Source organism: Acinetobacter sp. A1 (genome assembly GCF_012371315.1).
Lineage (GTDB): Bacteria > Pseudomonadota > Gammaproteobacteria > Pseudomonadales > Moraxellaceae > Acinetobacter.
The window spans coordinates 1-12670 of sequence record NZ_JAAZQY010000021.1 but is presented as its reverse complement, the minus strand read 5'-3'; the positions used below and the strand labels follow the sequence as shown (position 1 = coordinate 12670).

Here is a 12670-nt window from a genome sequence, read left to right as displayed (position 1 = left end):
AATCGATTTTCAATACACAGACATTTCATACAGATTTAGAGGTTTGGTATAAATTGCATACAACTGTATTAAATGCAATTTAACTACCTCCACAATGGCAAGTTTTAGGCATTCGCTCAAGCTTGCTTAGGATATATTCATGAAAAAGTTCCTTGGTCTTGTACTTGGTCTTTCAGTCGGCTTGGCGGGCTGTGGCAAACAAGAAGCGCCTGCGACTGACGCAGCACAAAAAGATGCATCAGCATTGCAAACCGTTACTATGGCTTCTACTGGTTCAGACGCAGATATCTGGCGTTTTATTGCAGACTTGCCTGAAACTAAAGCTGCAGGTATTCAACTTGAAGTGAAAAACTTCACAGACTACGTGTCTATGAACACAGCGGTTGCCAATAAAGAAATTGATCTAAACGCATTCCAATCTTATGCCTATATGGTTGCGTTTAATGCCAACAACAAAGATCAGATTGCACCTGTTGCCACTACTTATTTAGAGCCAATGGGCATTTACTCAAGCAAAGTCAAAAAAGTGGAAGCATTCCAAAACGGTGCAACCATTGCCATTCCAAATGACGGTGCCAATGAGTCACGTGCTTTGCTTTTACTTCAATCTGCAGGCTTGGTTAAGCTGAAAGATGGTTTTGACTATGTGCAAGGTACACCTGCGGACATTATTGAAAACACCAAGCAAATTAAAATCAAACCTATTCAAATGGCAACTGCTGTACGTGTAAAAGACGAAGTTGATGCAATTGTTTTGGGCAATACCCTTGCAATGGAAGGTGGCTTAAACGTATTAAAAGACTCTATTTATTATGAGCCAATTGACCAAAGCACAAAAATGAATGTCAATATTATAGCGACTGCTGCAGAGCGTCAAAATGACCCTGTGCTACAAAAAGTTGGTGCGCTTTACCATACCGCAGCAGTGCAACAATATATTGATCAAAACTTTGGCGGCACCAAAGTGGATGTGAACAAGCCGGTCAGCTATTTCACTGAAACAGCAAAATAGTAATATAATGCGCTAAACAAAACAGGCAAAGCGAACTTTGCCTGTTTTTTCATTTATGGACAGTTTTTGACGATATGATTGAATTTAAAAATATTTCAAAGCACTATCAGCTCAAAGGTCAAACTTTACGTGCATTGGATCAGATTAATTTACAGATTCCGGCAGGCAGTATTTTTGGCATTATTGGTTATAGTGGTGCAGGTAAAAGCACTTTAATCCGCTTGATTAATTTGTTGGAACGTCCGAACGCAGGGCAAGTCATCATTCATCAAAAAGATTTTACTGCGCTGAATGCACGTGAATTACGTCAAGAACGTGCCCATATTGGGATGATTTTTCAGCACTTCAATTTATTGCAGACTAAAACTGTGGCCGCCAATATTGAAATGCCGATGAAACTTCTCGGCTGGAGCAAAGCCGAACGTGAAAAACGTTTAAATGAATTGCTCGATTTTATTGATTTAAAACATAAAAAAGACGCTTTCCCCGATGAGCTTTCAGGTGGGCAAAAACAACGTGTTGGCATTGCCCGTGCCCTAGCCAATCATCCTAAAATATTGCTTTGTGATGAAGCGACTTCTGCCCTTGATCCGCAAACCACTAAATCGGTGTTGGAACTACTTAAAAAAATTAATCAGGAACAAGGCATTACCATTGTAATGGTGACCCACGAAATGGATGTGATTGAGTCTGTTTGTGATTATGTGGCGGTGATGGAACAAGGCAAAGTGATTGAAACAGGTTCAACACTGGAAATTTTTAGTCAGCCGCAACATCCAACCACCAAAAGTTTTATTCAAACAGTTTTACAGCAACAATTACCAGTTAATATTCTGCATAACCTTGAAAACCAAAATCAGCACAGTATTTATTGCCTGAAGTTTTTAGGTAAATCTGCTCAAGAAACCGTAATTCAGGCCGTCATTAAACAGTTTGATATTAGCCTGAATATCCTGTTTGCCAACATGACTGAAATAGATGGCGCAGTGATTGGGCAAATGTTTATTCAATTATTGGGCGATGCTGCAGAAATTCAGCATGCTATTGCCTTCTTGGAAAGTAGCGGTGTACAGGTTGAGCAGTCAGGAGTACAAGCATGAGAGATTTAATTGTGCAGTGGCTGACTTCGCTGACTGCTCCATTTTGGAAAAGCTCATTATCCATTAACCAGTTTGTTACAGCTTTGCAAGAAACCTTTCACATGGTGTTCTTTGCCATGTTGTTTGGTTGTATTTGGGGTTTTATTCAGGGCATTACCCTTTTGGTCACTCGTCCAACAGGAATTTTACCTAACCGTGTGATTTATCATGGCCTCAATCCCATTGTAAACGCACTACGCTCTCTGCCATTTATTATTTTGTTGATTGCGGTCATTCCCTTAACCAAGCTCTTGGTTGGTACATCTATTGGAACTTGGGCAGCGATTGTACCGCTAACGATTTATGTCGGCCCATATATTGGTCGTTTGGTGGAAACTTCATTACTTGAAGTCAATGAAGGAATTGTCGAATCTGCACAGGCGATGGGTGCAACACCATTACAAATCATCTTCAAATTTATTTTACCCGAAGCACGCAGCTCACTCATTTTAAACTTGACCACAGCCACCATTAGCTTGATTGGCGCAACTGCCATGGCGGGTGCTGTCGGTGCAGGCGGTATTGGTGACCTTGCCATCTCCTACGGTTATCAGCGTTTTGACAGTAGTGTTGTCATGCTAACGGTGGTGGTGTTATTAATTTTAGTGCAGTTGGTGCAAAGTTTAGGTGACTGGTTATCTAAGCTGAGATAAAACAATCATCACTCAATTGCGTATGACTTAACCTGTTCACCCTACTCGATGAAACGGCAAAAGTTAGCGTATAAAATTAAAATTGTGTTAGCGGTTGAAGATCACTTCAGCACAGAAAAACACTGCGGCATGTTTTGTCTTGAGCAGAGCATGCTAAACTAACCCGTGATTTTTTAAGGGACTGATTCATGCGCTTTGTTCATTTAGGTATACATACAGAATTTTCGATTACCGAGTCGATTGTACGCGTACCTGACTTGATTAAAGCCGCAGTCAATGAAGAAATGCCAGCCTTGGCATTGACCGATTTATCCAACTTACATGCTGCCGTAAAATTTTATGGCAAATGCTTAGGACAAGGCATCAAACCAATTTTAGGTTCCGTGCTGCGTTTAAATGATGCCGATCATCGTGTGACCTTATTGTCAATGACCAATCACGGTTGGCGCAATCTGACTGAACTGGTTTCTCGTGGCTATATTGAAGGCCAGCAGCTCAATATTCCCTGTGTGAATAAAACATGGATATTAGAACAAGCCGATGATCTGATTGTATTGCTGGGTATTCAAAGTGATGTCGGCAAAATGCTGATCACCTCCAATCCGCAAAAAGCAGAACCCTTGCTTGAAGAATGGATTGAAAAATTTGGCAATCGGGTTTATTTAGCCCTGACCCGTACAGATCGCCCTGATGAAGACACCTTTATTGCCGAAGCAGTTAAATTAGCTAAAAAATATAATATTGGCGTGGTAGCACATAACGATGTGCATTTTATTCGCCGTGAAGATTATGAAGCGCATGAAGCGCGCGTCTGCATCGCCGATGGTTATGTCTTAGGGGACAACCGTCGTCCAAAAACTTACAGTCCTGAGCAATATTTTAAAACTGCCGAAGAAATGACGGCGCTGTTTTCTGACATTCCAAGTGCTATTGAAAACAGCTATCACATTGCCAAACGCTGTAATGTCACGCTGCAATTGGGTAAATACTTCCTTCCAGATTATCCAATTCCAGAAGGACACACCATTGATACCTACTTTGCACACTTGTCCAAGCAAGGTTTGGAAGAACGTCTAAATGTGCTTTATCCTGTTGCACAGCGTGACGAAGATTGGGCAGAAATTCGCAAACCTTATGATGAGCGAATTGAATACGAAATTAATATTATTAACTCGATGGGCTTCCCGGGTTACTTCCTGATTGTTATGGACTTTATTCAGTGGTCTAAAAACAACGGTGTACCTGTTGGCCCGGGCCGTGGTTCGGGTGCAGGTTCATTGGTTGCCTACAGCTTAAAAATTACCGACTTAGACCCACTGCGCTATGAACTATTATTTGAACGTTTCTTAAACCCAGAACGCGTATCTATGCCCGACTTTGACGTCGATTTCTGTATTGCAGGACGCGATAAAGTCATTGACTACGTAGCTCGCACCTATGGACGTGATGCAGTATCGCAAATTGCCACTTTCGGTACCATGGCAGCCAAAGGTGCAATTCGAGATGTCGCACGAGTTTTGGGTAAGTCTTATGGCTTGGCAGACCGTATTTCCAAACTGATTCCAACCAAACCCTTAGGACTCAGCCTAGAAGAATCAATTGAAGCCGAACCCCAACTTAAAGATGTAGTCACCAACCCGTCTAACCCTGACTATGATGATGCCTCTGAAATTTGGGAAATGGCCCTAAAGCTTGAAGGCATAACCCGAAATACAGGTAAACACGCGGGTGGCGTGGTCATTGCACCCACTAAAATCACCGACTTTTCTGCAGTCATGTGTGATGCCGATGGTACCGCACGTGTTGCGCAATACGATAAAGACGATGTCGAATCGGCAGGTTTGGTCAAGTTCGACTTCTTGGGCTTACGTAACCTGACTGTTATTGAAGATGCGGTACAAAATATTAATAAACGCATCAAAGCCGATACACCGCTAGATATTGCTCATATTCCACTGGATGATAAAGACGCCTATTTAGTCTTTGCCAATGCCAATACGACTGCAGTATTCCAGTTTGAATCCGTGGGCATGAAAAAGATGCTGAAAGAAGCACGCCCAAGTAAATTTGAAGAAATTATTGCTTTCGTGTCATTGTATCGTCCAGGCCCAATGGATCTAATTCCAGACTTTATTCACCGTATGCATGGTGGCGAGTTTGAATATCTACATCCTTTGCTAGAAGGTGTGCTTGAGCCGACCTACGGTATTATGGTCTATCAGGAACAGGTCATGCAGGCAGCACAATATTGTGCAGGCTATACACTCGGTGGTGCAGACTTACTACGTCGCGCCATGGGTAAGAAAAAACCTGAAGAAATGGTGAAACAGCGCCAAATCTTTATTGAAGGTGCTGAGAAAAAAGACATTGATGCCGCCACAGCCAACCATATTTTCGACTATATGGAAAAATTCGCTGGCTATGGTTTTAACAAATCACACGCAGCTGCCTATGCCTTGGTGGCATATCAGACTGCATGGCTCAAAGCACACTACCCTGCTGAATTCTTGGCAGCGGTCATGTCATCGGAAATGCAAAACACCGATAACGTGGTGTTCTTGATTGATGATTGCCGCCACAATGGCTTAGAAGTGTTACCGCCTTCAGTGAATATGTCTTTGTATCATTTCCACGCAAGCGATGAACGTACCATTGTCTATGGACTTGGTGCGATTAAAGGCGTGGGTGAACAGGCCATGCAATCTGTGATTGATTCACGCCAAAAAGAAGGACCATATCGCGACTTATTCGATTTCTGCCATCGTATTGATTTGAAAAAAATCAATAAACGGACTTTAGAAGCTTTAATTCGTGCGGGAGCTTTAGACTGTTTAGGCATCGAACGTTCTAGTTTAATGGCACAATTGCCAGAGGCAGTACAAGCAGCAGAACAAGCCCGCTCTAACCGTGAAACAGGCATTATGGACCTGTTTGGTGAGGTTGAAGAAGTACAGCGTAAACCTGCCAAACCTGTGAAGCCATGGTCAGATGAAGTACGGCTCAAGGGTGAAAAAGACACTTTAGGTTTATACCTGACAGGCCACCCGATAGATGTTTATCGCAATGAACTCAAAGCCTTTATACCTAGTAAGATTAATGAACTAACCCCAACCCGACGTGGTGTGACCACCGTCTTTGCAGGTCTAGTGGTGGATGTTGCTAACTTCCCAAATCGGATGGTGGTCACTTTAGATGACGGTACCGCACGTATAGAAGTCTCTGCCAACCATGAGCGTTTCCAACGTTTTAAAGACATCGTGCAAACTGAAAAAGTGGTGGTGATTGAAGGCGAAATTTACGAACGCGAAGGTTTTGACCGCCCTATGGGTCGGTTAACCAAAGCCTTTAGCTTAAATGAAATTCGTCAAAAACGTGCCAACAGTATTCAGATTCATTTACATACAGAACATTTAAGCAAGACCCTGAGTCAAGACTTACAAACAATGTTGCTGCCTTATTGTAATGTAGATTTATGCACCCATATTCCAGTCATTTTGCATCTAGATTATGCCTATGCTCAAGCTGAATTGCATTTGGGTATTCAGTGGAAAGTTGCCCCTTTAGATGAAGCCTTAGTCAAACTACGTGATTATTTTGGCAAGGAAAACCTGCATATTGAATATCAGGTGAAATCGAAGGCAGCCCGAGTCGCAGAAGTTGCTAAACCTGCAAATATTGCACCGCCGCCTGCGGACATGAGCATGGACGATGCACTAGATTTATATAATGCAGAAGCTGATCAATATTCTTAAAAATTTAACCCATTTGGATTTGTTATGAGTCAAGTTGACAATGCCGCTGTTGCCGCACATCTCTCCCACGTGCGAATTGTCATGGTAAACACCACCTTGCCTGCCAATATTGGCAGCGCCTTACGTGCCATGAAAACCATGGGGCTATGTAAATTAGTTTTGGTTTCGCCTAAAACCTATCCACATCCAGATATTGACGCTTTAGCCGCAGGTGCAACCGACCTAATTGAGCAGATTGAAGTGGTGGAAACACTTGAAGATGCCATTGCAAATTGTCATCTGGTTTTTGGTACCAGCGCACGTAGCCGTACAATTCCTTGGCCATTGCTAGATGCACGACCTGCCGCAGAAAAATCGTTAAATGCTGTGGCACAGCATGGGCAAAATGTCGCGATTATTTTTGGCCGTGAAGACCGTGGTTTAACCAATGAAGAACTGGCTTTGGCCAATTATCATGTCACTATTCCTGTCAATGAGGAATATGGCGTGCTAAATGTCGCTCAAGCCATTCAGGTCATTTGCTACGAAATGCGTATGGCAGCCATGGATATTGTGGGCAAAGTTGCCGATCCTACTGCAACGATGCAAGTAACAGATTCTGAAGCCATGCAATGGGATGAGCCTTTGGTGAATCACGAACAAATGCAGCAGTTCTATCCACATTTAGAAAAAATGCTGGCAGAAATTGAATTTATGGATCCAAAAAATCCACGATTATTGCCTTTACGCTTGCGTCGGCTTTTCGGACGTATACAATTAGATCGTATGGAATACCATTTACTTCGCGGTATTTTTAGCCGCGTACAAGCAATGAATAACGGTTCATGGAAAAAATCTACATCAACACAGGACGAGGATCAAACTAATGCTTAAACAGCTCAAAGAAGACATTCAAGCTGTCTTCGCGCGCGATCCTGCTGCTCGAAATACACTTGAAGTCTTAACCACCTACCCAGGCATTCATGCATTGCTCATGCACCGTGTGGCACATGAGTTATGGAACAAAGACTGTAAAGGTTCGGCTCGTCTGCTTTCTTCATTCAGCCGCTTTGCAACAGGCATTGAAATTCACCCAGGTGCAAAAATTGGTCGTCGTTTTTTTATTGACCATGGCATGGGTGTGGTGATTGGTGAAACCGCCGAAATTGGTGATGACGTCACTTTGTACCATGGTGTCACCTTAGGCGGCACCACTTGGAATAAAGGCAAGCGCCACCCAACTTTAGAAGATGGTGTGATTGTGGGTGCGGGTGCAAAAATCTTAGGCCCATTCACCGTACATAAAAATGCAAAAGTTGGTTCTAATGCTGTGGTGACCAAAGAAGTACCTGAAGGTGCAACCGCTGTAGGCAACCCTGCACGTTTTATTATCAAAAACAAACCTGCAGATGATCAGGAAGCACGTCGTCGTGATTATGCAGCCAGCATTGGTTTCCAACCTTATGCCGCGACTGAAGATCAATCTGACCCCGTGCTTGACGGTATGCGTGTGTTACTTGACCGTTTACAACAGAATGAAAAACGTATGAATTTGTTATGTCAGCGTTTATCTTTGCTTGATCCAACCTTTAAAAGTCAGCAACAAGATGAACAACCGTATAGCGCTGAAGAATTAAAAATAATTGAAGATGTTAGACGTGAATGTGAAACTCAAAGCAAATAATCTTTTGCTTTAAAAACTTCGTATCACTGTGTAACCAAGCCCCCTCATTTGTATTGCATGTTCGGAACAGATTTCTTAGACTGACCAACATGCAATATTTTCATCTAACACAATCACCACTCACTTTTAAAATAAATTGAACGGAAGAACACCATGACCCTTAAGCCTTTGGCACTCAGCATCCTTGCCGCGACGCTCGTCAGCGCTTGTGTAGCAACACCAAAACAAGAAGTGAAACCACCTATCGTTTTTACAGAACCTGAATTAAGCGCACCATTTTATGCCTTAAACCCTTTTAATTACGATGCCCCACCTCCGTTTGAAATTAACCTACAAAAAGCAGCAGCACAGCCTGTCACCAAAATGGTGGTGACTGACCCGAACAATCCAAGCCAAAGCATCACTTTAGATCAGAACAAATTGATTGTACCTACGGTGAATAACAATCAACGCAGCTTAAAGTTTGCGGCCTTGGCGGGCGAAAATGAAATAGACATCACTGAAATTGATGATTTCTTACAACTGGTTGAAGGTAAGGCACGTCACTATCCGCCACGTTTTAGTGAGCGTCAGGAACGCCGTGGTTTTGAAGCCAAACTTAAAGAAGTAACCGCACAACTAGACACTTTGGCAGCCAATGAAAATGCCTCTTTTGATATTTTAATGCGTGCATTTAAAGCCAGCGTCATGGCACGTAACCTTGACTTAGGTTCTATCTACACTACCCGCTCACTCAGCTATGCACAGCGTATTTTAAAAATTAATCAGGAAGATGCAGAAGCCAACTTCTGGTTTGGTTTTGGCCTGTCTGAAGGTGGTGGTCATCGTGAAGCAATTTCATATTTAGACAAAGCGATGAAAGCGGGTGTGCAGGAAGCTTATTTGTCTGCAGCCAATAATTATATTGCGCTAGAACAAAAGAAAAATGCGGTACAAACGCTGAAAAACTACAAAATCAAATACCCGCAAGAAGCTGAAGTTGCAGACCGTTTAATTGCTGAAATTGAAAAACAAGGTCGCTGGAATGTTTGGCAAGTGATTGCACCACGCACTTAATCTGCACCGATACAAAAATACCTTAAAATAGGCCGTTTCGACGGTCTATTTTTATGGCTAAGCAATTGAATTACGCCTAAAAAAACGTATGATGGAAAAAAATCTTAAAAATTAAGCCAGACTTTCCATGAATAAAATTGTGATTGCTGCACTGCTCAGTACAACACTGCTGTCTGGTTGTCAGGTAGTGAGTGTCAAAAATCAAGCTTTAAAAGTCAGTATCGCCAATGAACGCGATAGCATTTTGTCACGCAAAAAAATCAGTGAAGCCAGTTTGAATGTGCTATCGATGACAGGACGTGAAGCCACTATTTGTGCCCAACAACCTGCAGAATGTGTCAGCGCACTGAAGCAAATTCCACAGATCCAAGATGAACAATTACTGTCTACGGCAAGTGAATTATATTTAGCCAAAGCCATTGCACTGGAAAACTCCTCGTCCTGCAAAATTGGTATTCTGAATAGTAAAAGATCGGAAGAACAACAGAAAGTTAATCAGGCCAATTATGAACAATGTTTAGATCAGCAATTAAATATGCTGGATCAAAGCATTCGTTACAGTTATGCCTACATGTTTCAGACCAAACGTGCTCCACAAGACCGTATTTTTGACAACCGCCAAGTCCAAATTCGAGATTTTTATAATCAGGCGATTGCCAAACTGGTCAGTAGCTATGCACTACGACATAAACACAACGAATTACAGCATCAAATTCGTGTCGGCAATAGCATTTATGAAATTGATTTTGATCACTATCCACAGTTGAAACAACAAAAAATTCAGCAATTGATGTCGACCTATAACTTAAACTTTTCGGGTTTACGCTCTATTACCCGCCGTGATGGTTTTGGTTCTGAGTTTTTGGTGGTATTACCTGAAAACCCAAATGATGATATCAGCCAAAGTAAATATATTATTGACCCACTGAAGCACGACTATCCTGCTGGAAAAAATCCAAACATTCACCAAGCACGATATTTAGCAGCAACCCTCACCGCAGAACCACTTAGCGCTCGTTCAATTGAAGATATTTTATATAGTTCACAATTTAAGCTAAAAGCTTACGATCCTTATAAATACGAAGCTGCAAATATTGCTCAAAAGAACTATCCATTGGCGGCAAACTTTTCTGCGCCTTATGGCTTGTGGTTAGCACAGAATAACTTGGGTAAATCGGCTTATCTTTCACTGATTGACCGTGAAGAACGCCTGAGTATGCCGCATCTGTATTTGCTGGAGCCTTATAACCCTAACAAAAAAGTGATCGTACTGATACATGGTCTTGCCAGTAGCCCTGAAGCGTGGGTGCGTTTAACCAACGATATTATGGGTGATCCTGTATTGCGGGAAAATTTTCAAGTGTGGCAAGTTTTTTATTCAACCAATATGCCTATTTTAGAAAGTCGTTTCCAAATTTATGCTTTATTGCAACAAGGCTTTAAACAGGTCAACTCTTCTGCTGCAGCCAAAAAAGATGCCGTAGTGATTGGACACAGTATGGGTGGCATTTTAGCTCGATTACTGGTGAGTGATACTGACCTTACCCAACCAGCAATGCAAATGCTGAAGAACAGACGTCTAGAGCGCTTTAAATCTGACCCGTTATTGCAAGCCCGTTTGCGACTTAAACCCATCACAAATTTTAATCGGGCAATTTTTTTAGCGGCTCCACACCGTGGTACAGAGTTTGCCGACCGTTGGTTTACCCTTGCTGCCCGTAAAGTTATTCGTTTGCCAGGTGCATTTTTAAATGCATTTTCAGATACCTTACAACAGCATGATGTTGACCTAAAAAATCTTGCTAAAGAAATTGGGCATGGAGTCATTCAAAATGGCCCAAGTGATTTAAGTAAACATTCTAAATTTACTGAACTGACTGAAAATATTCTGCCCGTAAAAGGTTTTAAATATCACAGCATTATTGGCAACAATACTGAAAGCAAAGAACCCCTACTCATGAATGATGATGTTGTGCACTACAACAGCGCACATCTTACAGGTGCTGTTTCTGAAAAAATTATCAAAGGCAGTCATTCTATTCAAGAAACGCCTGAAGCTGTACTGGAACTCAGACGTATTCTACGTTTGCATTTGCAAGAGTTAGGTTTGTATAAACCTTAAAATCCAATTTAATCTACGCAACAAAAAACCGAAGTGAATATTTCATCTTCGGTTTTTTGTTGACTTAAACATTCAAAATACTTAGGCAGGTGCTTGCCCCCAGTACGCTTTGGTCAATAATGCTTCTAATTCGGCATAGTCATATTCACGTGGGTTGTAATATGGACTATCACAAATAATACCTACGACTTCTGCGGGTGCTGTTGCAGGCAAGCCCAAATCTTTCAGTGCCATTGGAATATTTAACTTCTGATTGAGCTGATAAATTGCTAAGCCCAATTGATCTCGATCTGACACATTTAAAGCAACTGCCAATCGATTCATGGCTTCAACATCTGCATGGCGGTTATAGTGCACTGAATATGCCAGCATAATGGCATGGGTTTGTGCATGTGGTAATTGATAACGCCCACCAAGGCTATGACAAATTTTATGGTGGATTGCCATACCTACCGAACCCAAACACACCCCTGCTAACCACGCACCATACAAGGCTTGTTCACGTGCCTGAATATTGTGTGGCGTTTCTACAATTTCAGGTAAAGCCTGTGCCAGTTGAGTAATCGCTTCTTCCGCCATTAAACTGATAATTGGATTTTTATCTTGTGCATACAAGGCCTCAACCGCGTGTGCCATTGCATTCATACCTGAGCATGCCGAAATTTCTGTAGGCAAATTCAGGGTCAATTCTGGATCATAAATCACCACTTTAGGCAGTACCTGTTCAGCTTTTCCTGTGGTTTTCAGCTGATTTTCAGTAATACCATATACTGTTGTCATTTCACTGCCAGCGTAGGTCGTAGGGATTGCAATAATCGGTAGATGAGTTTCCAATGCAATCGCTTTGGCCAAACCAATGGCTGAACCGCCACCTAATGCCAAACAGCAGTCGGCTTTTAAATACTTCGCATCGTGTATGGCTTGCTGTGCCACTTCTTTTGGCACATGCATCACAGCGTGTGGATATACCGCCACAGCACTGTCTTGGATTTGTCTAAATAAACGCTCACCTGCTGCTTGTTGTCCTGCAGTCGTAATAATTAAAATACGTTGATAACCGTAAGGATGTAAAATGTCCTGAATGTTATTCATTTGCTCCGAAGCAATATGAACATCTACAGGCAAAGCCTGATAATGAAATGCTTGCATCTTATTGATCTTAAATTTTGTGACACTTTGAGTTTAAAGTGAAAAAGAGAGTAATTAACTATAACTAAAAATATAGACAAATATTTGCATAAGTTCTCATTTTGTCTATGTCGATTCAGTAGTG

At 41.9% G+C, this 12670-nt stretch carries 9 protein-coding genes; 8 read left to right on the top strand and 1 reads right to left on the bottom strand.

What is annotated here, in order from left to right; translation table 11 throughout:
* Positions 1 to 139 precede the first annotated feature (139 nt).
* The 8 genes from HHA41_RS08740 (at position 140) to HHA41_RS08705 (ending at position 11397) form a co-directional block, all read left to right on the top strand.
* Positions 140 to 1012, top strand: coding sequence for a MetQ/NlpA family ABC transporter substrate-binding protein (locus tag HHA41_RS08740; protein ID WP_168461387.1), 873 nt, complete (start codon positions 140 to 142; stop codon positions 1010 to 1012).
* Between the two features lie 74 nt (positions 1013 to 1086).
* Positions 1087 to 2112, top strand: coding sequence for an ATP-binding cassette domain-containing protein (locus HHA41_RS08735; protein ID WP_168461385.1), 1026 nt, complete (start codon positions 1087 to 1089; stop codon positions 2110 to 2112).
* A complete protein-coding gene (locus HHA41_RS08730; protein WP_167846080.1) occupies positions 2109 to 2804 on the top strand; it encodes a methionine ABC transporter permease in 696 nt (231 codons plus the stop codon). Before HHA41_RS08735 ends, HHA41_RS08730 begins: the two co-directional genes overlap by 4 nt.
* Positions 2805 to 2992: 188 nt before the next feature.
* Positions 2993 to 6556, top strand: a complete 3564-nt coding sequence (dnaE, locus tag HHA41_RS08725) for a DNA polymerase III subunit alpha (protein ID WP_168461384.1) — start codon at positions 2993 to 2995, stop codon at positions 6554 to 6556.
* Between the two features lie 24 nt (positions 6557 to 6580).
* Positions 6581 to 7429 (top strand): RNA methyltransferase, encoded by an 849-nt coding sequence (locus HHA41_RS08720; protein ID WP_168461383.1) that lies wholly within the window; start codon positions 6581 to 6583, stop codon positions 7427 to 7429.
* Positions 7422 to 8219, top strand: coding sequence for a serine O-acetyltransferase (cysE, locus tag HHA41_RS08715; RefSeq protein ID WP_168417494.1), 798 nt, complete (start codon positions 7422 to 7424; stop codon positions 8217 to 8219). The genes HHA41_RS08720 and cysE overlap by 8 nt, the downstream gene beginning before the upstream one ends.
* 153 nt (positions 8220 to 8372) lie before the next feature.
* Complete coding sequence (locus HHA41_RS08710) at positions 8373 to 9275, top strand: ABUW_2363 family tetratricopeptide repeat lipoprotein (RefSeq protein ID WP_168417495.1); 903 nt, start codon at positions 8373 to 8375, stop codon at positions 9273 to 9275.
* Positions 9276 to 9402: 127 nt separating this feature from the next.
* Positions 9403 to 11397, top strand: a complete 1995-nt coding sequence (locus HHA41_RS08705; RefSeq protein WP_168461382.1) for an alpha/beta hydrolase — start codon at positions 9403 to 9405, stop codon at positions 11395 to 11397.
* Positions 11398 to 11478: 81 nt separating this feature from the next.
* On the opposite strand, the gene HHA41_RS08700 is transcribed toward HHA41_RS08705, so the two are convergent.
* Complete coding sequence (locus HHA41_RS08700; RefSeq protein ID WP_168461380.1) at positions 11479 to 12546, bottom strand: maleylacetate reductase; 1068 nt, start codon at positions 12544 to 12546, stop codon at positions 11479 to 11481.
* Between the last annotated feature and the right edge of the window lie 124 nt (positions 12547 to 12670).

Bases quoted from the DNA above. Each gene is read 5' to 3' on its own strand.
- HHA41_RS08705 (WP_168461382.1), top strand. From the start codon at position 9,403: ATGAATAAAATTGTGATTGCTGCACTGCTCAGTACAACACTGCTGTCT.
- HHA41_RS08700 (WP_168461380.1), bottom strand. From the start codon at position 12,546: ATGCAAGCATTTCATTATCAGGCTTTGCCTGTAGATGTTCATATTGCT.
- HHA41_RS08735 (WP_168461385.1), top strand. From the start codon at position 1,087: ATGATTGAATTTAAAAATATTTCAAAGCACTATCAGCTCAAAGGTCAA.
- HHA41_RS08720 (WP_168461383.1), top strand. From the start codon at position 6,581: ATGAGTCAAGTTGACAATGCCGCTGTTGCCGCACATCTCTCCCACGTG.
- HHA41_RS08730 (WP_167846080.1), top strand. From the start codon at position 2,109: ATGAGAGATTTAATTGTGCAGTGGCTGACTTCGCTGACTGCTCCATTT.
- dnaE (WP_168461384.1), top strand. From the start codon at position 2,993: ATGCGCTTTGTTCATTTAGGTATACATACAGAATTTTCGATTACCGAG.
- HHA41_RS08710 (WP_168417495.1), top strand. From the start codon at position 8,373: ATGACCCTTAAGCCTTTGGCACTCAGCATCCTTGCCGCGACGCTCGTC.
- HHA41_RS08740 (WP_168461387.1), top strand. From the start codon at position 140: ATGAAAAAGTTCCTTGGTCTTGTACTTGGTCTTTCAGTCGGCTTGGCG.
- cysE (WP_168417494.1), top strand. From the start codon at position 7,422: ATGCTTAAACAGCTCAAAGAAGACATTCAAGCTGTCTTCGCGCGCGAT.